Origin of the sequence: Oscillatoria nigro-viridis PCC 7112 (assembly GCF_000317475.1) — a bacterium.
GTDB lineage: Bacteria > Cyanobacteriota > Cyanobacteriia > Cyanobacteriales > Microcoleaceae > Microcoleus > Microcoleus nigroviridis.
On record NC_019729.1, the window covers coordinates 3314129 to 3339911 of the forward strand.

General features: G+C 46.5%; 27 protein-coding genes. 13 read left to right on the top strand and 14 right to left on the bottom strand.

Going from position 1 to position 25783, the window contains the following annotated elements; genetic code table 11:
• The first annotated feature begins 42 nt into the window (after positions 1–42).
• Both OSC7112_RS14115 and OSC7112_RS14120 read left to right on the top strand, forming a co-directional pair.
• Positions 43–882: an ABC transporter ATP-binding protein gene (locus tag OSC7112_RS14115; protein WP_015176527.1), complete on the top strand. Its 840-nt coding sequence runs from the start codon at positions 43–45 to the stop codon at positions 880–882.
• A 46-nt stretch (positions 883–928) separates the two neighbouring features.
• On the top strand, positions 929–1717 hold the full coding sequence (locus OSC7112_RS14120) for a universal stress protein (protein WP_223300833.1): 789 nt from the start codon (positions 929–931) through the stop codon (positions 1715–1717).
• A gap of 213 nt (positions 1718–1930) precedes the next feature.
• Here the strand turns inward: OSC7112_RS14120 and OSC7112_RS14125 are convergent, their stop codons facing one another.
• Entirely contained in the window at positions 1931–2149 is a 219-nt protein-coding gene (locus OSC7112_RS14125; RefSeq protein WP_015176529.1) for a hypothetical protein, read from the bottom strand.
• A gap of 5 nt (positions 2150–2154) precedes the next feature.
• Between OSC7112_RS14125 and OSC7112_RS39750 the strand changes: the two genes are divergently transcribed.
• Positions 2155–2298 (top strand): hypothetical protein, encoded by a 144-nt coding sequence (locus OSC7112_RS39750; RefSeq protein ID WP_190274398.1) that lies wholly within the window; start codon positions 2155–2157, stop codon positions 2296–2298.
• 87 nt (positions 2299–2385) lie between these two features.
• On the opposite strand, the gene OSC7112_RS14130 is transcribed toward OSC7112_RS39750, so the two are convergent.
• The gene (locus tag OSC7112_RS14130) at positions 2386–4347 is read right to left on the bottom strand and encodes a S9 family peptidase (RefSeq protein ID WP_015176530.1); all 1962 of its coding nucleotides are present in this window, start codon (positions 4345–4347) and stop codon (positions 2386–2388) included.
• A 79-nt stretch (positions 4348–4426) separates the two neighbouring features.
• Here OSC7112_RS14130 and OSC7112_RS14135 point away from each other — a divergent pair, with 79 nt between their 5' ends.
• Both OSC7112_RS14135 and OSC7112_RS14140 read left to right on the top strand, forming a co-directional pair.
• A complete protein-coding gene (locus OSC7112_RS14135; protein ID WP_015176531.1) occupies positions 4427–5350 on the top strand; it encodes a nucleoside hydrolase in 924 nt (307 codons plus the stop codon).
• Positions 5351–5487: 137 nt separating this feature from the next.
• Positions 5488–6846, top strand: a complete 1359-nt coding sequence (locus OSC7112_RS14140; RefSeq protein ID WP_015176532.1) for a DUF3370 domain-containing protein — start codon at positions 5488–5490, stop codon at positions 6844–6846.
• A 198-nt stretch (positions 6847–7044) separates the two neighbouring features.
• Here the strand turns inward: OSC7112_RS14140 and OSC7112_RS14145 are convergent, their stop codons facing one another.
• Together OSC7112_RS14145 and OSC7112_RS14150 are read right to left on the bottom strand one after the other, a co-directional pair.
• Positions 7045–8640: a DUF4335 domain-containing protein gene (locus tag OSC7112_RS14145; protein ID WP_015176533.1), complete on the bottom strand. Its 1596-nt coding sequence runs from the start codon at positions 8638–8640 to the stop codon at positions 7045–7047.
• A gap of 122 nt (positions 8641–8762) precedes the next feature.
• Positions 8763–9368 (bottom strand): DUF3038 domain-containing protein, encoded by a 606-nt coding sequence (locus OSC7112_RS14150; RefSeq protein ID WP_015176534.1) that lies wholly within the window; start codon positions 9366–9368, stop codon positions 8763–8765.
• 385 nt (positions 9369–9753) lie between these two features.
• On the opposite strand from OSC7112_RS14150, the gene OSC7112_RS14155 reads away from it, so the two are divergent.
• From OSC7112_RS14155 to OSC7112_RS14160, 3 genes are read left to right on the top strand one after another with little or no spacing between them, the layout of a single operon-like run.
• Positions 9754–9966: a helix-turn-helix domain-containing protein gene (locus OSC7112_RS14155; protein ID WP_015176535.1), complete on the top strand. Its 213-nt coding sequence runs from the start codon at positions 9754–9756 to the stop codon at positions 9964–9966.
• The gene (locus tag OSC7112_RS40995) at positions 9956–10117 is read left to right on the top strand and encodes a hypothetical protein (protein ID WP_223300834.1); all 162 of its coding nucleotides are present in this window, start codon (positions 9956–9958) and stop codon (positions 10115–10117) included. The genes OSC7112_RS14155 and OSC7112_RS40995 overlap by 11 nt, the downstream gene beginning before the upstream one ends.
• Positions 10105–10503: a hypothetical protein gene (locus OSC7112_RS14160; RefSeq protein WP_223300835.1), complete on the top strand. Its 399-nt coding sequence runs from the start codon at positions 10105–10107 to the stop codon at positions 10501–10503. Before OSC7112_RS40995 ends, OSC7112_RS14160 begins: the two co-directional genes overlap by 13 nt.
• Here the strand turns inward: OSC7112_RS14160 and OSC7112_RS14165 are convergent.
• On the bottom strand, positions 10466–11407 hold the full coding sequence (locus tag OSC7112_RS14165) for a DNA-methyltransferase (protein WP_015176536.1): 942 nt from the start codon (positions 11405–11407) through the stop codon (positions 10466–10468). The genes OSC7112_RS14160 and OSC7112_RS14165 overlap by 38 nt on opposite strands.
• Positions 11408–11608: 201 nt before the next feature.
• Between OSC7112_RS14165 and OSC7112_RS34505 the strand changes: the two genes are divergently transcribed.
• Positions 11609–11896: a transposase gene (locus tag OSC7112_RS34505; protein WP_083888157.1), complete on the top strand. Its 288-nt coding sequence runs from the start codon at positions 11609–11611 to the stop codon at positions 11894–11896.
• Positions 11897–11902: 6 nt separating this feature from the next.
• On the opposite strand, the gene OSC7112_RS14175 is transcribed toward OSC7112_RS34505, so the two are convergent.
• From OSC7112_RS14175 to OSC7112_RS14185, 3 genes are all read right to left on the bottom strand, one after another.
• Positions 11903–12706 (bottom strand): LCIB family protein, encoded by an 804-nt coding sequence (locus OSC7112_RS14175; RefSeq protein ID WP_015176537.1) that lies wholly within the window; start codon positions 12704–12706, stop codon positions 11903–11905.
• A 39-nt stretch (positions 12707–12745) separates the two neighbouring features.
• Positions 12746–12991 (bottom strand): hypothetical protein, encoded by a 246-nt coding sequence (locus tag OSC7112_RS14180; RefSeq protein WP_041622530.1) that lies wholly within the window; start codon positions 12989–12991, stop codon positions 12746–12748.
• A 165-nt stretch (positions 12992–13156) separates the two neighbouring features.
• On the bottom strand, positions 13157–15754 hold the full coding sequence (locus OSC7112_RS14185) for an endonuclease MutS2 (protein ID WP_041623130.1): 2598 nt from the start codon (positions 15752–15754) through the stop codon (positions 13157–13159).
• A gap of 462 nt (positions 15755–16216) precedes the next feature.
• On the opposite strand from OSC7112_RS14185, the gene OSC7112_RS14190 reads away from it, so the two are divergent.
• Positions 16217–17488, top strand: coding sequence for a hybrid sensor histidine kinase/response regulator (locus OSC7112_RS14190; RefSeq protein WP_015176539.1), 1272 nt, complete (start codon positions 16217–16219; stop codon positions 17486–17488).
• A gap of 828 nt (positions 17489–18316) precedes the next feature.
• Here the strand turns inward: OSC7112_RS14190 and thrB are convergent.
• The 5 genes from thrB to OSC7112_RS14215 all read right to left on the bottom strand — a co-directional run bounded on the left by thrB (position 18317) and on the right by OSC7112_RS14215 (position 22571).
• Positions 18317–19327: a homoserine kinase gene (thrB, locus tag OSC7112_RS14195; RefSeq protein ID WP_015176540.1), complete on the bottom strand. Its 1011-nt coding sequence runs from the start codon at positions 19325–19327 to the stop codon at positions 18317–18319.
• Between the two features lie 87 nt (positions 19328–19414).
• Positions 19415–19984, bottom strand: coding sequence for a Uma2 family endonuclease (locus OSC7112_RS14200; protein ID WP_015176541.1), 570 nt, complete (start codon positions 19982–19984; stop codon positions 19415–19417).
• A 64-nt stretch (positions 19985–20048) separates the two neighbouring features.
• The gene (locus OSC7112_RS14205) at positions 20049–20543 is read right to left on the bottom strand and encodes a tetratricopeptide repeat protein (protein ID WP_015176542.1); all 495 of its coding nucleotides are present in this window, start codon (positions 20541–20543) and stop codon (positions 20049–20051) included.
• A gap of 3 nt (positions 20544–20546) precedes the next feature.
• Positions 20547–21113, bottom strand: coding sequence for a Uma2 family endonuclease (locus tag OSC7112_RS14210; RefSeq protein ID WP_015176543.1), 567 nt, complete (start codon positions 21111–21113; stop codon positions 20547–20549).
• A gap of 222 nt (positions 21114–21335) precedes the next feature.
• Positions 21336–22571, bottom strand: coding sequence for a vWA domain-containing protein (locus OSC7112_RS14215; protein WP_015176544.1), 1236 nt, complete (start codon positions 22569–22571; stop codon positions 21336–21338).
• Positions 22572–22643: 72 nt separating this feature from the next.
• Between OSC7112_RS14215 and OSC7112_RS14220 the strand changes: the two genes are divergently transcribed.
• The 3 genes from OSC7112_RS14220 to OSC7112_RS14230 all read left to right on the top strand — a co-directional run bounded on the left by OSC7112_RS14220 (position 22644) and on the right by OSC7112_RS14230 (position 24815).
• Positions 22644–23303 (top strand): ATP-dependent Clp protease proteolytic subunit, encoded by a 660-nt coding sequence (locus OSC7112_RS14220; RefSeq protein WP_015176545.1) that lies wholly within the window; start codon positions 22644–22646, stop codon positions 23301–23303.
• A gap of 161 nt (positions 23304–23464) precedes the next feature.
• Positions 23465–24058, top strand: coding sequence for an ATP-dependent Clp protease proteolytic subunit (locus tag OSC7112_RS14225; RefSeq protein ID WP_015176546.1), 594 nt, complete (start codon positions 23465–23467; stop codon positions 24056–24058).
• Between the two features lie 130 nt (positions 24059–24188).
• Positions 24189–24815: a J domain-containing protein gene (locus OSC7112_RS14230; RefSeq protein WP_015176547.1), complete on the top strand. Its 627-nt coding sequence runs from the start codon at positions 24189–24191 to the stop codon at positions 24813–24815.
• Here the strand turns inward: OSC7112_RS14230 and OSC7112_RS14235 are convergent.
• Positions 24812–25738, bottom strand: a complete 927-nt coding sequence (locus OSC7112_RS14235) for a serine/threonine-protein kinase (RefSeq protein ID WP_015176548.1) — start codon at positions 25736–25738, stop codon at positions 24812–24814. The genes OSC7112_RS14230 and OSC7112_RS14235 overlap by 4 nt on opposite strands.
• Positions 25739–25783 lie beyond the last annotated feature (45 nt).

Genomic DNA, 25783 nt, shown 5'->3' on the forward strand with positions numbered 1-25783 from the left:
AGAAAATTCAATTAACACTTTACTACTTTTTAGGAGAATACCGTGAGCCAATACACTTCTACTTCTACCACTACCAAAAGTGCCGTCAAGAGCGATCGTCTATTTCTGGAAATAGACAATTTGTTCAAGTCTTACAAAAATGGTGACGGTACAGAATTTAGCGTCTTGGAAAATATCAATTTAAGTATTGGAGAAAACGAATTCATTTCGGTAATCGGTCACTCGGGCTGTGGCAAATCAACGCTGCTAAAAATAGTGGCTGGTTTGGAAAAACAGAGCGGGGGAATAGTGACACTGGAAGGAAAAGAAATCCGCAAACCTGGAGCCGATCGCATGATGGTATTCCAGCACTACGGATTGCTGCCTTGGCTGACGGTGCGGGAAAATATTCGGCTGGCAGTTGATGAAGTTTTGCAAAGTCTCAGCCGTTCCGAGAAGATTAGTCTTGTCAACGAACACCTAGCAATGGTAAACTTAACATCGGCAGCCGATAAATATCCAGACGAAATTTCAGGGGGCATGAAACAGCGGGTTGGGATTGCGCGAGCTTTGGCGATTCGACCGAAAATGTTATTAATGGACGAACCGTTTGGAGCTCTCGATGCTCTGACTCGCGGCAAGTTGCAGAAACAGGTGCTGGATATCTGGGAAAATCACAGGCAAGCTGCAATGATGATTACTCACGATGTGGATGAAGCTATCTATATGTCCGATCGCATTGTGCTGATGACAAACGGCCCGGCTGCGACGATAGGTGAAATTTTGTCAGTGCCGTTTGCACACCCGCGAGATCGCCAAGAGTTGCGGGAATCCCAGGAGTATTACGAACTCCGCAACTATGCTTTGAATTTTCTCGATCGCTACTTTACCCAAGACGAATAACGCCCGACGAACCGACAAAACAATTCACTTAAGAGAGGTCAAGCCTGTGAATCTCAAAACAATGTTAGCGCGTTTTGAAAGTGCATTGGGATACCAAAATTTAGCAGAAGAAATGGTGTTGCTGCCTGAGCCAAAAGTACCAAGTTCTAAGAAATCCAAATCTCCAAAACAGGCAAAAACTGTCAATTTTATTGTGGGTTACAACAGTTCTACCAAAAGTCAAATAGCTCTGGACATTACCCTTTGGATGGCGCATCAAACTCGTTTAGTAACAACTAAAGAAGTCACGGTTCAAGTCGTATACGTGATCGACGAAGCGCCCAACAATTACGGCGAAGATATTGGTAATTTTGCTGTGGGAAATTCCTTGGCTAACACGCCAAAATTGTGGGAATTAGAGGAAACCTTCACCCTGAATTGTGCAGCGCCTGCGAGCGCTTTACCTACAACGGAAATCCCATCTTTATCCCAGCAAAAAAATTGGCTCGATCCGCATTATTTCCAAGCAATCTTTGGTCAAAATAATGAGTACGAGGTAGCAGATAAATTGCTGTGGCAAGCGCGCTGTTTGGCTGAGGAATGGCGCGGTTTATTCAAAGCTCATTTACGGATGGGGAGAGTTGCTACAGAACTCAGAAATGTAGTTGAATTAGAATCAGCAAATTTACTTTTCTTGGGCTGCGATTCCGCAAACCACTCGCTGGTTAGGGAACTAGGCAATAATTTTCCCTGCTGCGTGCTCGGAATTCCTTCGGCACTCAGCTATCAGATGGATGTTCAGCCTGAAGAAAGTTTGAGCAAGTTACAGTTGGCGACAACTATACCTGCGCGTTAAACTTGTTCGCTCGTTGTTGGGCCAGAATCTAATTATGTAAGGTGCAGCGTACCCTACGGCTATAATTCGCGCGCCCAACTTTTTTTGCGTAACTTCTATATCGATCAAAAATTAAAAATGGTTTCCTCGCTCGAAGTCCTAATTATGAGACAATTAGGACTTTTTTTGATTGTGGAGATTTTTCAAATTATCGTCAAATAAAATTATCTGCACTTATCTGATCGTAGACAGTTCGTTAACTAATTTTATCCTTCCCCGGCACACAGAGCGCAGCAGCCGATCGATCGAGCGTTTGTCTTCCTCAGTCAAATTTTCGTCGAAAATAGCAGCCATCAAACCGTACCTATCGGCTAGAGTAATGTAGCCATTTTGATTCACTTCGGCAAACAGCTCGCCCAAAGCAGATGGAATCAGGTGGACAGGAGTTTGCATAGTAATTGACTCTCTACTCGACGATCGCGCGATCGGGCGTTTCTGCGGCAACAAAAGGCGATCGCACTATAAAACTTTATAGTGCGATCGCCTTTAAAGGTGTGACAATAAACAGCCAAATTTGTGATAGTAAACAGCCAAATTTGTGAATTAAATCACATTGAAAATTTGCAAATTATGATAAAGCTTGCAGGTGCGTTTTAGGGAAGACCGAGCAACTGCAAACTTAATGTTTTCTAAAGATTGAAAATCGGCACTTCCTCCACAGGTTCAGCTAACTCAAACTTAAACACCCGCGAATAGAAATAGAATTCGCCGTCAAGAGTTCTTTTGATATTTTCAGCGCGGCGAAAACCGTGCTGTTCCCCTTCATAAGCAACATAAGCAACCGGCAAACCTTTAGCTTTCAATATCTCTACCATCATTTCCGCTTGATTGGGCGGAACCACTTTATCTTCTAATCCTTGAAAAAAGATAACGGGACAAGATAAACGTTCGGCGGAATGAATCGGCGAACGAGCCACATACAAATCTTTTCTTTCAGGATAAGGCCCGATTAATCCATCCAGATAGTGCGCTTCAAATTTGTGAGTCTCGGTTGTCAAAGCTTCCACATCGCTAACTCCATAATAGCTCGCACCGGCCTTAAACACATCGCGGAAAGTAAGAGCGCACAGAGTGGTGTACCCCCCTGCACTGCCTCCGGCGATCGCCATTCTTTCGCCATCAACTAAACCTTTTTCAGCTAAATATTTAGCACCGTTAGCGCAGTCGTCAACATCGACAATTCCCCAACTATCTTGCAGTCTTTTTCTGTATTCTCGACCGTAACCAGTGCTGCCGCCGTAATTAACATCAAGCACGGCAAAACCGCGACTCGTCCAATATTGAATTTTCAAATTCATGCTGCTAGAAGTAGCAGCAGTTGGGCCGCCGTGACTTTTGACAACAAGCGGGGGTTTTTCACCCGCAGGTGCTGCAAAATCTTGATTTTTCGGGGGATAAAAGAAACCGAAAGCAGTCAAATTGTTTTCCGTGGGAAATTCAATCGGTTCCGGTACAGAAAGATAACCCGGACTGATGCTTAAATTGCTCGATTGGCGCAAGATTGACCGTTGACTTGTTGCTAAATTTAATTGTACAATAGCACTAGATTCAGTCGGCGAACCTGCCAGAAAAAGCACAGTTTCTCCCCGCGCTTTGACGGAGGAAATATCAGTGTAAGGCGTTTCAATAGTTGTCAACTGGTTTGTCGTTAAATCAAGACTCGCTAAATGCCACTTGCCTTGCTGAGTGTAGGTGCAAATAATTTTGCTTTCCGAGACAACGGCATAAGTAGACATTCCAAAAACCCACTGAGGAAGTCCGAATTCAGCCGCCATTTCGCACAAGCTGGTTTCTATTTCTGCTTCCCCCCTTACCAAGGGGGAATTGAGGGGGGTTCTAGATTGCCAGCGGTAGAAATTCCACCAGTTCGACTTGTCAGAAACAAAATACAAAACTCCATCGGGCGACCATTCCGGTTGAAAAATCGACTCCTCAACCCCGCCAGCAACTAAGTATTTTTCACCTAAAAAACCGTCAGCATTAATTTCTGCCACCCACAATTCTGTGCCATCCCACGGCATATTTGGATGGTTCCAACAAATCCAAGAAAGTAGAGAACCGTCTGGACTTAAACGAGGGGAAGCATAAAAATCATTGCCCTGAGTTAAGATTTGAATATCTTCGCCGTTATCTAAATTAATGCTAACAATAGTATTGACAGGTTCCCCCTCACCTGCATGGTCTTCGCGCACGCAAATCAGGCGATTTCTTTGCGTGTCAACTATCGCATCTGCATAGCGACAATTAGCAGCAGGAGTCAGAGGTTCTGGTTGAGAATTTAATGTTTGAACGTAAATACGTTGGTCGGCAAAATGAGAGAAATAGACAACACCGCCAGCAACTGCAAAAGCAGCGCCGCCGTATTCGTTAACGCGAGTGCGAACATTAAAAGGATGCGGTGTCACGTCGCTGATTGTACCGTCAGGAGTGCGCCGCACGAGGACGCTTCTCCCCGCTTCCGAAGGCCTTCCCTCAACCCAGTAAATATCATCGCCGTCAATAGCAATTTGTCCGAGTCCGACAGTTCCAGAAACAATTAAATCGGCAGAAATAGGTGATTTCCAAGAGCCGTAAGGTGATACTGTATTCATATAGTTGAGGCAGTTGTGTTTCTCGCACAAAAAAATTAATATTTGTAGTTTACAGTAATTCAGTCACCGGGGAAGCCAAATGTCTAAAAAACTCGTACTAATGGATCACGACGGTGCAGTTGACGACTATCTATCAGTCGTGTTGCTGATGACAATGGAGGAAGTCGAAACTCTGGGAGTAATTGTAACTCCTGCGGACTGCTACATTCAACCGGCGGTGAGTGCAACGCGCAAAATCCTTGATTTGATGGGGCGTTCAGAAGTTCCGGTGGCGGCGAGTACCGTGCGGGGACTGAATCCATTTCCGGTGTTATTTAGGCGAGATTCCTTTGCAGTCGATCGACTTCCCATTCTAAATGAAAAAGGAACCATTGACACGCCGTTAATATCAGAACCCGGACAAAACTTTATGGTGCGAGTTTTGCAAGATGCAGCCGCACCAGTCACATTAATGGTAACGGGGCCGTTAACAACAGTAGCGCAAGCTTTAGATATCGCGCCAGAAATTGAAAGCAAAATTCAAGAAATTGTCTGGATGGGAGGCGCCCTCAATGTTATCGGCAATGTTAGCAAAGATATGGAACCCGGACAAGATATGTCAGCGGAATGGAATGCTTACTGGGACCCGATAGCAATCGAGAGAATTTGGCAAACCCAAATTCCCGTTGTCATGTGTCCTTTAGATATCACTAATAACGTACCGCTAACTGTAGAATTTTCCAATCTCTTAGCAAAACAGCGCCAATATCCAATTTCCGACTTAGCAGGACAGTGTTATGCCCTAGCAATCTCTCAAGATTACTATTTTTGGGACATTTTGGCAACCGCTTATTTAGCGCATCCAGAATTTTACCAACTGCGAGAATGGGAAACAGAAATTATTACCGAAGGCCTCAGCCAAGGACGCACAAAAGTTAAAAGTGGAGGGCGAAAAATTCAAGCAATGGACAAAGTAGACACCGCCAAATTTTACAATTACATATTAGAACAGTGGGCGAAGTGAAAATCCCAATATCTGCTATAAGTGGGCAAAATATCCGTACAAAACCCCCCTGACACAAATATATACCTCCTCTTCTCTTCCCTCTCTTCCTCTGCGCCCTCTGCGCCCTCTGCGGTAAAAAAAACTCATCTCAAAAAATGCTGCCAATTCTATCAATTCTCCCCTTAGCCCAAACCCCTCCCGCACCTCAAGAAATCGTCCAAATCCAAGAAGTGCGACCACTCCCCGGACAGTTAGACAACATACCAGTATTTAACAGCAACAGTCCAGAATTAGTGCTGCAAGAAGGAATTTTGCTTTCGACATTTCCCCCGGATGGTAAAAGATTTCCGGCGGCACATTTAAACTTTCCGTTTCAAGGACGTTTCGACATATTTGCCCACCACATAGCCCGCGCACCTTCGCCGGAAGATTTGCGAACCTTGTATCAAGGAGTAATTGTTTACAATCCGGGCAATAAACCAGTAAAATTAGATATATTGCAAGCTGCGAGTTATCTCAGCCAACCCGATGCACCGTTTATTGAATTGCCGCCGCAAGTCGATAATTCAAACAGCAATATTTACGCGGGGCCGGGAAGCCGCGCTGTGAATGATATTCTCAGAGGAAGGAGACAGTCTGATTTTGAGCCGGTATTAATTATTCCACCGGGAAAAAGCCAACTGTTGATGAATCATCCGATACCGGTGCGGGGATTGGTACCGCCGCTAAACGGTCGATCGACCTTGATGCGGTTGCGGAGCGATGGTATAGTCTATGTTGCCAGTCTGGCGATGTTTGCCCGACTTGACGCAGAGGGAAACGGACAGGGAAACGAGCGATCGCCCAACTTAGCAGAATGGCAAAACTTATTAGACAATGGTAATATAGCCGGGCCGCGCGATCGAACTCCCACACCGCCGGAAATCACCGAAGGTCAAGTAATTTACGGCCGAGTTGCCGGTGTAGCATTAGGTTCACAATGGCGAGCACTTCTCTCCGACAACCCCGCCACATCAAACCTAGCAATTCCCCAACCCGGAACAGCATTTTCCTACCCATTAAGCAGTCTCCCGCGCGGAATGCTGGGCACCAATCAAGTGCAAAGTGCCAGAATGCTAGTCCGCTACCCAGATACAGCATACCGCGCCCACGGCAATTACGGAATTCAATACAGTCTCAGCTTGCCGCTGTACAATTCTACCAGCCAAAATCAAACTGTAACTGTCGCGATTCAAACTCCAATTAAGACAGACAAATTAACTTCAGGAGGACTTAGTTTTTTAGAACCTCCGGCCCCTCAAACTTTTTTTAGGGGGACAGTCAGAGTGCGGTATACTGATGACAGTAAAGTGCCTCAAACTCGCTACGTGCATTTAGTCCAGCGGCGGGGACAGCAGGGAGAACCTTTGGTCAAATTAGAGATGAAATCTGGAGAAAAGCGGCTTGTAGAAGTAGATTTTATTTATCCGCCCGATGCGTCGCCTCCGCAAGTCTTGACAGTGAAAACAAATTAAATTTGATTTGAACTTGTTGAAGATTAGCAATTATATTATGTCCGGTCGATTACCAGAAATCAGGTAGGGGCGGGTTCACCAACAATATCTGCCAATAATTAACAATCTCAAAAACCCGCCCGACCGGGATATTAGGGTCAATCGATAGGACATGATATTAACCGGGATTTCCCTTCTAGACAATGTGTTTGAGAGCGTTTAATCGCTCTCTTCCAAAAAGGTTTGTACTCGACCGTTCGGTCGCAAAACCACTCGAATTTTCGGGTTTTTTCCATTAGAAACGGCAGAAACAAACGGCTCGCCGGCTAATGGCATATTAATTTGCTCGATATAATCGGCTGCTGCTTTTCCCATCGGCACAATACTTTGAACTGACCCATTTTCATCGATCAGCACGCTGTATTCCAAAGTTTGTTCCATTCCTTCTGGAGGCTTCCACCGTTCCTCAAAGTAAGTTCTAGCTTCTGAAACTTGAGGAATTGTATCAAATAAAGTGCGGTTTTTTTTGCTCGCCGCGAGCTGGTTGTCGTCCTCAGATTGGGGGGTTGGTTGAGCGTCCTCAAGGGCTGGGAGTTCGGTACTGGCGGGGGGGACAATCGGCTCGATGGGGCTGGGGAAGGTTTGCGGCGCGGGAACGGGAAATCGGGAAGCCGACAGGGAGGGCGGCAGGGGGGGCGGTACGGCGGGAGCTAGTCTCGGCGGTAGTGGGGGCAGCACGTAGGGTACTGGTGCGGGTGTTTGGGGGGCGGAAATGGGCCGTTCTTCGGGGGCGGGAATAGTGATTGTTTGCCCTTGAGGAAATGCTGGGGCGCTCTGTGGGGCGCTGGGTGCGGTGCCGTTGGCGGGAAATAGCAGGGGTGGCTGCTGGATGGGGCTGGGTCTGTTGGTGGGGGAAGTTGGGGCGAGGGCGATGGGAGGCAAGCTGGGGCTGGGGGAGGCGGCGGTGTTGATGGGCGGGGGCGGCAGGGGCGGTAAACCGGGTGTGGCTGCGGGTTTTGGTGCTGGGGGTGTCGGTAGGGCGGCAACTGGACTGGGGGAAGCGCCGGCAGCTAACTGGGGGTTTCCTGGAGCGGTGCTCAATTGTGGATTGGCGGGGGCTGTGGCGGGGGCTGAGGCGGTTTGCGGGGAGGTGGCGGTTCGATCGAGCATTTTGATAATTCCTGTCGTCAGACCCGCGCCCGCGACCAGCATTGCTGCCAGCTTGAGCCAGGGTGAGGACAGCGGCCGTCGGGACTCGCGGTTGAGGTTGGGAAGCGCCATCACTTCGGCGGCGCAGTCATCTAGTGCTGTCGCCAAGTCAAACAGTTGCAGGGTGCTCAAGGGAACTACCGGCCCGGATTCTGCTGCGCTCAAAGATCCCAAAAACAAGTTGTGGGCGAGCAAGCCGCAGGGTTCTAAGCGGGGGGGAACCGGAAGGTAGGCAGTATTCGGGGCCGAGGTTGCTAGTTCGGAAGTGTTGGCGGCTCGATCGAATATAACGGCGTTACGCGCGGCTTCTGGCGAGTCTGAACCCGCAGGGATACGGCCGGTTTGATAGTTGAGGTTGCTTTCCCAATCGCGGGATTCGCCCAGCAAGTTTTGGACGTAGTTGCTGACAGCTTCGTGGAGGGTTTCGAGTTGAATTCGATCGCCCCTGAGAGTAACGTGTTGGGTATCTGGCAGCCTGGGGTCGTCGAGTCGCAGCTCGAAACTTAAAGATTTAAACACGGGTTGGCCCGCCCAGCGAGATAGAGGCGAACTTTTGGCTGTAATTTCCAGCGTGCAAGTGGGGGGCGTGTACCGTTTGAGAACCATAGCAGAAAGTCTGTTGACTGTTGAGCGTTGAGTGTTGACTGTTGACCGTTGACCGTTGACTGTTGACTGTTGAGTGTTGAGTGTTGACTGTTGACTGTTGACTGCTGACTGCTGACTGTTGTTTAATTTTTAGCACGGTCTAGAAGAGCCAGCCAGAGGCGGCGGTGGCCGCCGGGACTGCTGTAAAACAGCAAATCGATCAGGAGCTTGAGGGCCAAATCAGTCAGTTCTCCGGCCGATAAATTTTCTCCATCTTCCATGCGCGAGCCGTAAGTGTTGCTGAACCTGTCAATATAATCTCCCAGCAAAGCGATGGTGTGAGGTTCGCGGTTTTGCTCGGCCATTTGTTCGAGCAAAGCAACAGCGCGGCGGATTAAAGCTTGGTGCTGTTTTGCCAAATGACAGCTTATCAAAACGAGCGATCGAGCTTCCTCCACATCGAGTTTTTTGCGCCCTCCCTGGCCTTTCCGCAGCGGGTTAGATTGGCGCAGCCGCCACAAAGCTACCCGATCGGCTACCATTGGCTCTAAATTCAGTTCGGCTGCTACCTTGAGCATAGCCTCTGAGCCAATTTCTGCCAGTGCTTCTAGGGCTAACAGCACCAAATCCAGTTGGGCTTTAATGTTGTCCAACTGGGTAGGTTCTGGTGCTTTTTGGGTCAATTCTTCCCAGTTGGGAGATGGGCCCGTTTCGTTTGTGGGAGCGGAGGACTTTACGGTCGAGCGCATGGCTTCAGCACGGGAAATTTAAGACAGGTTGAGGCAGGATATCAAACAGCATGCAGTGATGAAAGCTTTGCGGCCTGTGGGCAACAGCACATCTGTTAATTTGTCTCCATAGCTCGTTGCTTTGATTCCGGCAATCCTAACTGCTGGACGGAGTTGCTGGTTAAAAGTTGCGGCTTCAAGTTCGATCGATCGCAATCGGCAAAACCCATAGATTTTTACCCCTAACCATGCTACGCCGCAGAGTGACCGAAATCAAATCAGTGCTTTGAAACTATCGGGACTTATGTCAATGCAAATATCCTAGCGCTCTCGAATGCTACTTATAGTCTGTCGCTACTTATAGTCTGTCAGATTATAGTTGTCATTGCTTCATCTGGCGCCATCTATGGATATTACGGAGCAATTTGGTAAAAAAGTTAGACATTTCCGAAAGCTCAGAAATCTTTCCCAAGATCGGCTTGCAGAACTATCTGAATTACATCGCACCTATATTGGTTCAGTGGAACGAGGTGAAAGGAATATAACCCTGCTTAATGCTAGCAAAATAGCCAAGGCATTATCCGTTAGTCTAGCCGAGCTGGTAACTGATGATGACTGAAAGAAAACTAGAGCAAATTTTAGCAAAATACCAAAACTCATTTACCGAAAAAATTTATGCAGAAGAGAATGAAGAACACGATATTTTAATGGATGTGTTTGGTATTTCTCCAATAATCAAAAAAGAAAATAGGCAATATTGGAAGAGTTAGGTATGTGTTGGCAATTGTTAGTTACTGAAACCTGTAAAACATATTGCAGTAGCTTTCAGCCAGCATTTAAAGTTGGAAGCGATGAGCCGTGCGATCTGATTGTTGGTGGGTACGCAATAGATACAAAATATCGTATTGGCTCAGGAGACTCTGGAACACTGAAAAAGTTCAAATCTTATGGCCCACTACTTCGTACTTATAATTACGAACCCGTATTTTTAATTCTTAGACAAGATAATTTGCCCGCAGCTATTACAGCGTGCCAAGTAGGGACTTGGAAAGTTTACACAGGGGACGATTCGTTTGAGTTCATAAAAACAATAAGCGGGTTTGATTTAAAGTCATTTCTTATTGAAAAAGCGGGAGAATTCCCTGTATACCGCTGAAACTATCAAGGCGCTTGTTAATAATCTCTATGTAGTCAGGTACTATTTCAATGCCAACATACCTAATGCCAAATTCTTGCGCCGCCAGCAATGTGGTTCCAGATCCTGCGAAAGGATCGATTAGAATAGAATTTTCCAAACGCGGTACAAATATTTCGACCAGCTTTCTCATGAGAGCGATTGGTTTAACTGTGCAATGGACGTTAAACTCCTCGGTTTTTTCACGCTGTATACCTTCTAAAATATTTGACTGAAAACCACCGAACCCATCTTTAGTATAAAATAGACCAGTACCATACTCCTGTAGAGTTTCCAAGTAATTATTTACCAGCGGTTTTTGAAGTACGCAGATTGCTTCCCATTCATTCCTCAGACAACTGTGCCAACCATCCCATTGTTCAGGATTTTCATATCCTTTCTTCTCTAACTGTTGTTTGATATTGACACCTTTAGGGATACCGCTGGATCTTTTATAAACAAGAATATCTCTTGCATAGAAACCAGCACTTTCAAGTGCAACTTGTACGTGAGCAACAGTCCGCGTGCTGTTGAAAACTAAAACTGTCGCACCCGGTTTGCAGATCCGAAAAAGCTGCTCGCCCCACTCAAAGCACCACTTTTCATAATCCAGAGTGTTGTTGCGATTCCTTTGATACCATTTTTCGTTTCTGACTCCACCTGCTAAACCACTGCCATAGGGAATGTTTTTAACAATGGTTTTATTTCCCTTGCCATTGACTCTTTCGAGACGCCTTTGAATTTCTGAGTCATCCCATTTATGACCAATAAATTCATAATTATAAGGTGGGTCAGTGATACACGCAGAAATATAATTTTCTGGCAATGTCTTCATCACTTCACGACAGTCGCCAACCAAAACTTCATTTGAGGGAGTTTTTTTCATTAGTCAGGCAGTTACTAAAGTGGTAAATCAACTCTTAATTATGCCACATTTGCAGTATAGTACCCATTCCAGTTGCATCAGTACGATGATGCGGTCTATCTCCTAGGCCTCTTTGTCACCCCTCCAGTATTTTTGGATGAAACTGGTATTCTACGCTCGTTTGAGTAGAACTTATGCCCGCTCCCAGCACGGGACAAGAGTATACAAAAAAAAGCATTCTATCGGGGTGCCAAAGTCACAGCTATTGGCGCAATTAGTATGAATAAAGTGTTGGCATTGATGACAATGAATGATTCAATGGATGGACAGGCATTTGCTATATTTATTCAGCATTTTTTATGTCCTCAATTATGGGAAGGAGCGGTAGTAGTAATGGATAATTTACCCGCCCATAAATTAGCATCAATCAAAGGGGGAACTTCCGCTGAGATCCTCAGCGGTTGTGCTGCCTTTTTAACTGCTGCTGACATCCTTGAATCTTCCTTTTAGTGGAGATTATCGAACAGCTTGAAGTGTTCTTTTCCCTCCCGGTATATCGCTGTTAACAACATAAAAATCTTGCGGATAAATCCACTGGGTGCCCAGGGGACCGTGAATTTGAATGCCGGTCATAACGGCATAGGTAAAAATAGATCGATCCAGGGTATCTAAAAGATGTTCGACATCCTCAGAAATAATTCGAGATGCCAATTTTGTAATTTCTATTAAATCGGGTTTATCTCCATAGGTAATGGTTGAAAGAATTTTTTGCCGAATAATTGTTTGTTCAATATCCTGCATATCCATTTCTAGCTTCAGGTGCCCCGCTGCCAACTCTTCAACAATCGCTTCTAATGCTCCACAGGCATGGGAAGCCTTTTGAATACCATCTCGATAAACCATGCCAATATCGCCATGTCTAGAAATAGCGATGTGGGGCATGGCATAAAAGGTAAAACGACGGATGCCATCAACTATAGGGGTATGGTCTGTCGCAGAAGCTAACCCAGTTTTGCCCATCATCACAAATCCAGCTAAACTGCAACAATTAAAGGTTTTCCCCCAGTATCGAATTACTTCGGCGAATAGGGGTTCGGCGATTTCATCCCGACAAATTGCTATCATTCCCATCGTATTTTCATCACAAAAACCGTAGGTACTCAAGCTTTGGAACGTCTTTCTCATGTACTTGCTCATGGGTAATGCCCCTGGAAAGTGAGTAGTGAGCATTTGATGAAAAGCTGGAAACACATTAGGATCGTAACCATTTAGTGTTTGGGGGATAGTTTCGCTAAGCTGATTGATAGGATTCTGGGTCATCTTTTCGCTGCTCTTAATTAACTGGTGAGATCCTTCACTTTAAACTGTTAACGGTTGCACCAATTCCTTGACAGGTGCTTCACGGTCATCTGGCTGCTGCACCCGAATCAGCCACCCTTCGGCTTGGGAGTAGTTATCTTTTTGCACTTGTTTAATAGCTTGTTTGAAGTTCAACTGTACGCCCCAAACATCGCTCGTGAAGCGCTTTTCTTGCTTCATTTTGTCGAAGAACCCGACAGCTTCGGGGTGAGATAAACCACCTTCGGTTTTAGCAATAGAGAGCATTACGTCATTAGTCAGGCAGTTACTAAAGTGGTAAATCAACTCTTAATTATGCCACATTTGCAGTATAATCCATTCCGGTTGCATCAGTATGATATGTTCGTTGCGACTTGTTTGGCTGCATACAAATATATAATTACGAGTCAACCGGAAATGCGTAAATTTTGATTATTTCAAATAAACCACCGTCACACCTGCACCTCCTTCTTTTTGACTGGCGAGTTCAAAGCGGGAAACCTGCGGGTGATTGGCGAGGAACTCGTGAACCCCGCGCCGCAACTGTCCCGTACCTTTGCCGTGAATTATCCACAGGACTCCGTATTCCACGGCTTTGGAAAGAGCTCTGTCTATTTCGATTTCTGCGTCTGAGACTCTCGCACCCCGCAGGTCGATCGAATTATTAGCAGTGCGAATGGCGATTTCGGGATTGGGTTTTGCAGGTTCCGACGCTGCTTGCTTGGCTTTAGCCGTAGCGAGTGCTTGGGCTTGGGCGGCCGCCTTGGCTAATTGAGCTTTAGTTTCCGGTTTTTGACCGTCTAGGGATTCAATTTCTCCCAGTTTGACAGTCATTTTCATAATCCCAAACCGAACGCTCAACTCTTCGTTAGCGTCCGGGCCGCTGAGGACTTCGGCGGTTTGGCCCAAGCTGGGAATGCGGATGCGATCGCCCGCTTTCGGCATAAAACCCGGTTTGGGTTTAGCCGGTTGTTGCCGAGAAGGCAGGTGTTTTTGGGAAATTTGATTTAAGGTTTCTGTCGCTTGTTGGGCATTTTGAGCCGTCTGGTTGCCCGACTGCAAGCGACGAATGATTTGAGCAATTTCTGATTTTGCCGACCCTATCGCCTCATTTACTGCCACTTCCTGAGCTATTTTTAGTTCTCGCTCCCGCTCTTGCAAAGCCGCTGCTTTTTGAGAAACTTCTCTGTGCAGTTTTTCGGTTTGGTGTAGCAGTTGAGTTGCTTCTCTGGCCTTGGTTTCCTGTTTCCGGCGCTGTGCTTCGAGTCCGGCAATCACTTGATTGACATCTTGAGAGGCTCCCCCGACATAGGTTTGAGCTTCTTCGACAATTTCTGGTAGCAAACCGAGTCTTTTGGCAATGGTGAGGGCGTTGGAACGTCCGGGAATTCCCCACAGCAAGCGATAGGTTGGCTGCATGGAATTGTCGTCAAATTCTACTGAGGCATTTTCAAAGCGGGAGTCTTGATATTTGAGGGCTTTGAGTTCGCCAAAGTGGGTAGTGGCAACTGTTAACAGGGAATGTTGGGCGAGGTATTTCAACAGGGCGATCGCCAATGCACTGCCTTCAGATGGGTCTGTCCCCGCTCCTACTTCGTCTAACAAAACTAAAGATTTGGGCATTGGGAATTGGGCATGGGGCATTGGGAATTGAGAATTTTCTTCTCCTTCTCCTGCACTTTCCCCTTCCGATTTATTGTGTAAAACTTCTAAAATGCGGCTGATGCGGCGGATATGGCCGGAGAAAGTAGACAAACTTTGCTGCAAAGATTGTTCGTCACCAATATCGGCCAAAATATTATCGAACCAAGGCAATTCTACGGGTTCGCGGGCGGCAACAAACATTCCTGCTTTCGCCATTAAAGCTGCCAATCCCAAGGTTTTGAGGGTGACAGTTTTGCCGCCGGTGTTGGGGCCGGTGATGGCGACGACGCGGATGTGCGGCCCGATCGTTAAATCGACCGGCACGACTGGAAAGCCTTGCTCGTGCTGTTGCTGCCAAACTAATAAAGGATGGCGCAACTGGCGCAGGGTAATTTGCGATCGCAGGTTGGGAATTAATAATTGACTGTTTTCTGAGTTTTCCTCATCTGCTTTTTCCTCATCTTCTGTTTCGGGATTTTTTGGTGCTAATTCTGGCTCTCCCAATTCGATAAATTTCGGCGGATTTGCTTGCAACCAATAACTATAACGCGCTTTAGCGGTGGCTAAATCTAAAGTTGTAACTACCACCACCAATCTGTCTAAATCGGGTTTTACTGCTGCGACTTGCTCCGTGAGGGCGCGGCGGACTGCTTCTTCTTCGGCTTGTTCTTGCCGGAGCAACTGCCGCATTTGGTTGTTAAGATTGACAGTGCTGTGGGGTTCTACGTACAGTGTCGCGCCGCTGGCCGAGGAGTCGTGAACGATGCCCGGTATGGCATCTTTTTGGGGAGCTTTGACGGGAATGACAAAGCGTCCGCTTCTTTGGGTAATTAGCTGTTCTTGTACGGCGTTGGATTGGCGCTGCAAAATCCCCTGCAATATTTGATAAATGCGATCGCGCAACTGTCGCATTTGAACTCTAATTCCTGCTAATTTAGGAGTGGCTCTGTCTGCTACTTGAGCGCGATCGTCTATACAGCGATGGATTTCTTGCTCTAGTTCGGGATAAGTCCGCAATTGGGCTGCCAGTTCTTGGAGCGTCGGCACATCTGGCTGAGAGTCAATTATCCGGCGCAATTGCCTTGCTCCGGCGAGGGTAGTAGCAATTGCCAGCAATTCTTCGCCGCTGAGCAAACCTTGGAGTTCGGCTCGCTGCAGGGAGGTGCCGATGTCTTGGATTCCTTCAAAACTCAAAGCACCGCCAGCGCGGTTCTCTAACTGATAAGCTTCCTGAGTTTGGGCCTTGAGTTCTGCTGTGTGAGCTTGAGTTGCCGGGATTGGGAGGTCGAGGGCGGCGGCGACGCCGAGTTTGGTGGCCGCGAAGGTAGCCAAGTGCTGACACAGGCGCGGCCATTCTAATAGTTCTAGTGTTTCGGCTTGAATCAAAGTTGAGGTGGTGTTGGTAATTGGCATTCTCAGGCGCTGACCGAGAAGGTGAATTTAACGATACTATTAATTAATTTTAAAGTTTTTTATTGTTTCCTGGCGCAATTTGAGAAAGTATCTGCGATCGCCCTCAGCAGTCTTTCGGTCGAAAGCTCTGATGTAACATTAATTGCGAAGGAGAAAATTTCCCTTTTTGCATTACCCGTCTCAAATTATACCTTCTAGTGATACCTGTTCCCAAAAAATATGCAACTTTAGGCAAGCTCCCAATTATTATACAGTAAGTCATTCCGAATTTTTTAGTCTAAAATTTAAAATCTAAAATGGTATGAGCTATTTTTGGTTTTGAGGGAGCGGGGATGGCTGTTTTTTGATGGAATTGAACTCTTTTGAAATTTTAAATCTGTCAGCGCAATTCAGGCGGTTGTATCCTAAAAAGTAATTTGTGGAGGTGGTAGAAGTATGGCAAAGATTCTGGCGATCGTCGCGGATACTGTGACTTTTCAAGTTGTCCAAGAGTTACTCAGCCAAGAGGGACATCAGGTGAGAGTCGTTTCCGACGACAAGGAGGGTTTAGACTTGGCGAGGGAGTTGTCCCCCGATGTGATAATTTGCGACGGGACTTCGCCTCAAATCAACTTTTTGGAGGTGTGCCGGCTGGTGAAAGCCGATTCCCTACGGGATAGCTTCGCTTCACGAGAATTGGCGGCAGCCTATTTTATTCTGCTGACAACACCGAAGCAATTTGATGAAATTCAAGAATTGGATGCGCCCTTTGACGATTTTCTGTTTAAACCGATAGTTAAGCAGGAATTATTGGCGCGGGTGCGCGCGTCTAAGCGATCGCACGAGTTGAGGGCGCGGTTGGAGTTAACCCAGCAAGAATTGGATCTGTCGCGCGATCGAATGCTGCAAACTGAAAAAATGTCTAGTTTGGGCGAATTGGTGTCTGGGATAGCCCACGAAATTAACAACCCAATTACTTTTATTTACAGCAATCTAACTCACGTCCAAAGCTACGCTACCGATTTAATTGAACTGCTGCGATTGTATCAAAAAGAGCTAGTCAATCCCGGAGCGGAAATTCTGCAAAAACAACAAGATATGGATGTGGAATTCGTACTAGACGATTTATTAAAAATTGTGAGTTCCATGCGTACCGGGAGCGATCGCATCCGCCAAATAATTTTGTCGCTACAGGATTTTTCCCGCAGCGATCGATCGGGCTGGCAGTTATTTGATGTTTCCGACGGTTTAGAAAATACTCTGTTGTTGTTGCAGCACCGCTTGCCTGCTCGCGAGGGAAGGCGAGACATCAAGGTGATCAAACAATTCGGCAACTTGCCACAGATTGAGTGTTATGCAGGTCTGCTAAATCAAGCTTTTCTGAATATCATCAATCACGCGATCGATGCTTTGGAAGAGTCGGCTCAAGAGTTGGAAGAGTTGGAATCAACCAAATTTAAGCCTGTGATTTTGATTACCACTCAGGTAGTCGATGCTCAGCGAATTTCGATTGAGATTGCTGATAACGGCATCGCCAATAGCAAAGATATCACAGCCCAAATTTCAGATCCATTTTTGGTAGCAAAACCTGCGGAACCACCCATATCATCGGGACTTGCTCTCAGCTATCGGATAATTGTAGAGCAGCACAAAGGAGATTTCAAGTGTTTTTCGGAACCGGGTAAAGGCACTAAAATTCAGATAGAGATTCCGCTGCGTCACAGTTAATTAACAGTATTTACCGTTGGTGGGGCGGGTTTTTGAAATTGTTGGTTTTAGCCTGAGATTATGGTGAATCCGCCCCTACAAGGACTGCATTTTTTTTAAGGTAAAATTTTGTAGAGGGAATGGCAGAAGTTATCGAAAAGAGACTTGAGTTGATATTCAAGAGATTTGACGGAGCGGCAAAAACAATTTTTGACCCGTAAAAAAATAGGCGTTGGCGAATAGATGTCTGAGTTGAATTCCGGTTGTATCGGAACGATTAAACAGCAGAGGGCGCAGAAGCCAGGTCGAATAACATTCCAACCAGGGTATCTCAATGACTACTTGAATATGGAATGGGAACGTCCTCGAATGTGAGAAGCGTGAATTAGTAAACGAATTGAATGTTATATAACTTGTTGGGAGTGAGAATAACAAATAATTTTTCTATTCTTCACCCTCCCAGCCTAAATTCATACCTCATACTTTTATTATGCAACGGCATTTTTTATATACGACCTCCAACATATCAATTAATCGAATGTGAGGAATATTTAGGAAGTAATATCAAATCCGGTAGCATCGTCGGGCGTCAAATCCAGTCAACAGTCAACAGTCACGTATTTTGCAACCGGAATTAATCTAATTAATCTGCGTTAATCTGTGTTAATCTGCCCTCATCTGCGGTAAAAAAAAGATAATTTCTCGGACCGCAGATGACAGAGAATTGACCCAGATTCACGCAGAGGTCGAGAAGAGAGATCTGAATAATTCCAAGGAGAGGGGCAACCACGGGGGATTGCCCCTACAAAACACAGTTATGTAGATGTTGTGTGTCCAGGAGTGGAATAACTAAAGGGAGACTTGCGCGCCTTGAGTATCGAGACCGATCGCCCTTACATCAGCCTTTACCCCAAATTCCATCCAACCAGCCGCCATTTCCCTGACAACCGCAACAGCGTTAGCCACATCCGTTAAAGCCAAAAGCGTCGGCCCCGCACCGCTAATTACCATTCCACAGGCCCCTGCATTCAGTGCAGCTTGTTGCACCACTTCATATCCCTGAATCAGAGATTGCCGGTAAGGCTGGTGAATTTTGTCTTGGAGGGCGCAGCGCAGCCAGTTTTGATTGCCAGTTTCCAAAGCCCGCAACAGCAAACCGAGGTGTGCAGCATTAAAAACCGCGTCAGCCTTGCTGTAATCTGCTGGCAAAACTTTGCGGGCTTCGGCTGTAGACAGTTCAAAATCGGGGATGGCTACCACGGGCACAATATTTGGATGCCAGGGAATATCGCAAATCTCCCAGGAATCCCCCCCTTGCCCCCCCTTAGTAAGGGGGGGTGTAAGAGGGGATTCTTCTCTTAGCCCCCCCTTACTAAGGGGGGGTTGGGGGGGTGCATTGCTAGCAGCGAGGCGACAACCTCCGAGTAAAGCGGGGACAACGTTGTCTGGATGTCCTTCAAGTTCGATCGCCAACTGCATCACTTCCACCTGACTCAAAGGCTTTCCGGCTAATTCATTTGCACCGACTAACCCACCGATAATAGCCGTGGCGGAACTTCCTAAACCTCTAGCCAGCGGCACTTGCATATCTATATGTATCGCTACGGGCGGCGGCGATTGGTTCAGGCGATCGTATAACTTGAGAAAAGCTTGATAAGCGAGATTGCTTTCGTCTGTCTTGACTTTGGCGGCTTCTTGGCCTGTAACAGTAATTTTTAGTTTCTCTGTTGCTGAGGGTTCGAGTCGGGAGAATTGGAAGCGGTTGTAGAGGCTTAAAGCGGCGCCGATGCAGTCGAATCCTGGGCCTAGGTTGGCGGTTGTGGCGGGTACGGTGACGGTGACGGTGGAAGTTTCGGGCATTTTTTGAATGGTGGATTTGGAGTGTTTAACCGCAGATGGACGCAGATGAACACAGATGGTTTTTTGGTGTTTGTGCGATCGACTATTTTAACTGATTCCTAGAACGTCTTCGTAAATTTGTGCGATCGGGCATTGAAAATCTACGCTACCCAAGCGAACTTCTTCACCCGCAGCGTAAGGGTAAAGTTCCCAGCGCCCTTCAGCATTGCGCTGGTAAGATTCTACGCTTATTCTTTCTTGGTTAATCAGCACGTATTCTTGTAAAGTTTCTAAGGTGCGGTAGTCGGCAAATTTATTTCCGCGATCGAATGCTGCTGTTGTTGGAGATAGAACTTCTACGATTAAGCGCGGGTAGCGTTTGAAATATTCCAGGCTTCTATCTCTTTCATCGCAAGTCACCATGATGTCTGGATAGTAAAACACGTCTGCTCGATCGATTCTGGCTTTCATGTTTCCCCCATAGATGCGACAGCCTCTGCCTCTAACATGAGTTGTGAGCAAGTTTACTAAGTTGATGCAAATAGTCTCGTGGGCATCACTTGCTCCTGCCATTGCATAAATTTCGCCTTGTCTGTATTCGTGTTTGATGGGGCTGATTTTTTCGCCTTCTAAATAGTCTTCCGGGGATGCGTAGTTGTGACTTTTGTTGGCAATCATAGTTGGTATTTATTAAAAACTAACCATATTATACTATGTTTTATACTATGTTTTCAAAAGCAATTTATTCTTGCAGCATTTCCAAATGCTTGATGGCATCTTGATAATCGTTGGTATTGCCATCTTTTTGATAGAGTTCGGCTGCTTTATGATAATCGGCGATCGCCCCCGGTTTGTCTTCTAAGAACTCGCGGACTCTGGCGCGGTTGTAGTAGGCGTCGCCGTAGTTGGGGTTAATTTCAATGGCGCGATCGAAATCTGCTTTAGCTGCTGGATAATCTTTGAGATTGCGGCCGCGGATGATGCCGCGTTTGTTGTGGGCTTTGGCGTAGTTGGGGTTGAGGCGAATAGCTTCGGTGTAATCGGCGATCGCCCCTTGAATGTCTCCCGCCTCTGATTTGGCTAAAGCACTATTGAATAAATCTTCAGCAGGATTTTGAACAATCGTTTTTTGAGCTATTAATATTGTTGAGGATTTAGCAGAGACCGCAGGGGATATATTACCAAAGATAGTAAAGATTACTATAGTGGCAATTAAATTGTAAAATGATGATTTCATAATTTAGGCAAAAATTTGAGCGACAGAGCAACTAAAACCGGGCAACAAAGGCGAGGTCAATTCATCAGCGCTCAACAGCGTAGCAATGAGCCTTAAACTTGCTTGTTCCCTGCGATAAACTTCTATTTGCTGCAATTGCCAATTCACAAGCCAGTATTCCTGCACTCCTCGCACAGAATAGAGTCTGAGTTTCAAATCTCGATCGCGTCTCTGATTGTCTGCACCGGGGGATAATACTTCAACAATTAACTCGGGTGCGGCGGTTAAATGGCCGGCTTCGTCTAGCAAGATAGCCAAGCGTTCATTGCTCACCCAAACTAGATCGGGAATGACGTTATCAGCATCCGTGAAAACGATACCTGGATTGATTCCTGCTCGTCCTAAATTAGTCTCTCGCGACCAAGTATTAAGTTCTTGGTAGAGGTTGCCTATAGCTTGTTGATGCCCCCAATGCGGTGCTCTAGTCATAAATAGCTCCCCATCAATAATTTCATAGCGATCGCCGTTATCGGGCAATAGCTCTAAATCGGCGCTAGTCCAGCGTACTTTATCAGATATTGTCTGGTTCATACAAGCACTCTTGATAGGTGATACAAACATTCTAAACGATCGAGCTTCTACAGGATCCACAGCTTGAAACAATCGGGCTAGACTGACTTTTGCTTTCTGCTGGCGAGACTCAGAATATTGAAACCCGCGCCTAGGCGGGTTTCGTTTTTGTAGAGGCGATTTCGCATCGGCAAATTGTCCGATCGCCCAATTTAAAATTATTTAAAATTTCAAAGGGCGCGATTACTTCAAAATAGTTTTAGAAGCAATCCGAGTTTTCTTGCGATCGGCTTCACTCAATTGTTCGCCAGACTGCAAGCGAGTAGCAGAGGTTTGGAGCACAGTTGCGGCACTTTTATCGCCCATTTGCAGAGCAGTTTTCGCAGCAGTTTGCAGCATTGTCGCCGCGCCGGCCCGATCGCCCTGTTGCAATCTAGTTTCTGCGAGTTGAGTTTGGCGGTATTTAGCCAAAGCTAAAATGTGCTGCTGTACCGTCGGGTTAATTGCCGGCTGATAAACTTTCAGGACATTAGCAGAAACTGCAACAGGATCGGAAAGCAAACCTTGACCGACACTCGGATCGTCGTAGCGAATTTGCAATTGCCCGATCGCCTGTGTACCTTCGGGCAACTGTCCAATATAAATATTAGCCAAAACTACTCGCTCTATATCCTTCATTAAATCTCCCAGGCGCACCATAAACCGATCGCCCTCTTGCTGTACGGGTAATTCGATCGTATCCGGGGCAACTTGGGCGATCGGTTTGAGTTCGGCTAACCGCACTTTTGGCATCAGGGAAAATAGCAAATAAGCATTAGTCAAACCTACACCTTGGACGCGGCTAAACAGTTTACCAAACTCGTCAACCGCATCTTCAGGACGCTGAATGTGAGCCAGAGCACCGCCGCCTGCATCAGCAATCTTTTCCAAAATATCCTGGTTCCAGTTATCGCCAAATCCCAGAGAATTTAAAGTCATATTATACTCGGCGGCCAGTTTCGCCAACTTCAAACAACGGCTGTCGTCGCCGTGTTCGTTTTCGCCGTCAGTCAGCAGAAACGCCTGAGATATAGCTTCTTTTTTGCCTTTGCCCAACTCTTCAATACCTAACTTAATGCCCTCATCAATTGCTGTGCCGCCGGCCGGGCGCAATTGCTCAATTTGCCGTTTAATGCTACTGGGGTCTGCCACAATTTGATTGGGGACGAGGACTTTGGCTTTGTGGTCGAAAGCCACCGCGCAAAAGCGATCCCCGGGCTTCAACCTGTCCAGCAACCGACCGGCGGCTTGTTTGACGGTTTCCAAGGGGCGTCCGCCCATCGAACCGCTGTGGTCGAGAATCAGGCACAGGTTTAAGGGTACGCTGGAGTCGATCGAGCTTGCCATCGCAGACACTGAAATCGCTAGCTGGCGCTGCGTCGAGGGCGCAGCAGCGTCAAGGTTAGGGTCGTTTAAAACCGGGAGCAAACTAACTTTCATGCGGGATACCTAAAGATTGCGTTACTATTTCTTTAAGAATAGCTCCATCAGTTCAGGCAACATTTCGGTTATATGAACACACCAATTAAAGCTGTGCAATCGCCATACTACGGGGAAGGGAACTCTCGGACGCCACCTCCCGATTTGCCATCCCTGTTGCTGAAGGAGCGGATCGTTTATCTGGGGATGCCTCTGGTGCCTGCGGTAACAGAACTGATTATCGCTGAACTGTTGTTCTTGCAGTACGAAGACCCGGATAAGCCGATCAAAATCTACATCAACTCGACCGGCACTTCTGGTTACAGTGGCGAACCCGTCGGCTTTGAAACAGAAGCCTTCGCTATCTGCGATACGATCAAGTACATTAAGCCGCCCGTACACACTATTTGCCTCGGTTCGGCAATGGGGATGTCTGCCATGCTTTTAGCGGCTGGTACAAAAGGCTTTCGGGCGAGTTTGCCCCACGCTTCGATTGTTTTGCACCAACCCAAGGCTTACACGCGGGGTCAAGCAAGCGACATTCAAATTCGGGCTAAGGAAGTGCTGGCAAATAAAGCGACGATGCTTGAGATTTTTGCAAGCTGTACTGGCCAACCGATCGAAAAGATTACTAAAGATATGGATCGGTTGCTGTACATGACGCCCCATGAAGCTAAAGAATACGGTTTGATCGATCGCGTTCTTGAAAGTTCGGAAGAATTACCGAAACCGCTGCCTGCAGGAGTCATCTAATTCGGTTAGGGGGTATTAGTTATTAGTTATTAGTTATTGGTTATTGTTTATTGGTCATTATAACCAATAACTAAAAAACCGGAAATAACAAGTAACAAATAACTAATAAACCATAACCAATTGCCCGATCGCCAATTACCAACTAAACGGAGTTCCGAATTATGCCTATAGGTGTGCCAAAAGTTCCCTACAAAATGCCGGGTGGTTATGATACTCAGTGGATTAATATCTACGATCGCCTCTACCGGGAACGAATTATTTTCTTGGGCAGGGACATTGACGATGAAATTGCCAATCAAATCATCGCTGTGATGCTCTATCTCGATTCGGAAGATTCAGGTAAGGATATTATTTTGTACATCAATTCCCCAGGCGGAATGGTGTCGGCAGGCATGGCTATTTTTGATACCATGCAGCACATTAAATCGGACGTGGTGACGATTTGTGTGGGCTTGGCTGCTTCGATGGGTTCTTTCCTGTTAGCTGCCGGTGCGAAAGGAAAACGGTTAGCTTTGCCTCACTCGCGAATCATGATTCACCAGCCTTCTGGGGGCACGCGGGGACAAGCAACGGATATTCAGATTGAGGCGAAAGAGATTCTGCGGCTGCGCCACGAACTCAATAATATCTATGCTAAGAATACTGGCAAGCCGATCGAGAAAATCGAGAAGGACATGGATCGCGACTATTTCATGTCCGCTGAGGAAGCCAGGGAATACGGCTTGATTGACAGAGTAATCGAAGAGCGTCCGTAAGTTATTTTTGCGCGACCGTAGTGCGGGCAACCCTCGCACTACAACCTAGTTCGCAGTAAATTTTGGCAGAATCTTTACATTTAAGGATTCTGCCATATTTAATGGTATTATCAACGCTCATTCATGCTAGATGGATATTGCAGATTATTACCGACAGTTAGGACTGAGGTCTGGTGCGAGTTTATCGCAAGTTAAGACCTCTTATCGGCAGTTAGCGAGACAGTATCACCCCGATGTGAATCCGGGAAACGAACAGGCTAAAAATAAGTTTATTGCTATTACTGAGGCTTATAAGTTCCTGGTGAAAATTGCCCCCCCCGATGTTGCGGAGTCGAAGGTTGCCAATTCAACTGTCCAGCCTACTCCGACACCGCCGGATCGGGGGGTGAAAACTCAACCGCAAGCAGTTAAGGTGACTCGAAAAGAGACTGCGGTTCAATCTAATGCGGATTTGTCGGCTGCGGAACAAAAGTTAAAGCAAGATGCTTATGTTGAGCTGCAGCAGTTGCTGAAATATCAGAGGTTCCCGCGGGCGATCGCCTTGATTGAGGGTTTGGCCCAGCGGGTTCCCGAAGATTTGGAGGTGCGTCAGTGGCAGGCGATCGCCTATCAGCGCTGGGGACGGCATTTGATCGGAGAAAAGCAGGTTGATAAGGCGAGAATATATTTGAAAAAGGCTGTGAAAACTGACCCTCACAATCGGGCTTTGTGGGCGGAAGTTGAGCGGGATTTTCGCCGGTTGGAAGAGATTTATTAAAGCGATGTTGCGTCCCCCTTTTGCAGGGGGTCTGCGTCGTGAATTTTTAATTTTTCTAAAATAACTTGGGTATTTTCAGGTCGGTTTTCCGGTAGCGGTTCCATCAATTCGTCGATCGACTCTAGGAGTAACGGGTCAATATCTACAGCCTGATTCCTCCAATTAATTTTACCAGTTTTTTCATTAACGGGAAAGTGACTCGGCTGTATGCCTGTTAATAAATGTACAAAAGTACGCCCCAGGGCAAAAAAGTCCGATCGCACGCCTGCTTTACCTGCAATTTGTTCCGGTGCGGCGTATCCAGCAGAACCTATGGGTGCGGTATCTATATCTGCTTCTGTGGCGGCGCCGAAGTCAATTAATCTCAATTTCCCATTGGCTTCAACCATCATGTTGGATGGCTTAATATCCCGATGCACTACATGATATTTGTGGATTTCCTGCAAAATACTGGTCATTTGTTGCAGCCAATCAAGAGCGAGCTTTTGAGAAATTTGCTGGTTTTTATTTAAGAATTCTGCCAAGTTTTCTCCGGTAATTTTTTCCATCACCAAACAAGACAATTTCTGGAAATTATTGGGGAGTTTAATTGGGAAATAACCGTCAGGTTCGATTTGGGGAACTGAGCCCTTTCCGGCCAGCCAAATCAAAACTCGCGCTTCTTGCTTGAACACGCGAACTAAATCGGGATTGTGTGTGTGTTTCAAGACTTTTAAAATTTTGACAGTTCCCCATTCGTTTTCCCCGGTTCCCAAATCTTCGACTTCAAAGATGTCCGTGGGGCGTGCGGGATTTGGCGATCGCACTGGTTTAAGGATGCGGTAGCGATCGCCAATTAACAAATCCGTGCCGCAAGCCTGACAATTTTGAGCAGCAGCAGGATTTTCGCGTTGTTCGCATTGAGGATTGATGCAGTAAATCATACCATTTTAGATTTTAGATTTTAGATTTTAGATGGGAAATGACTG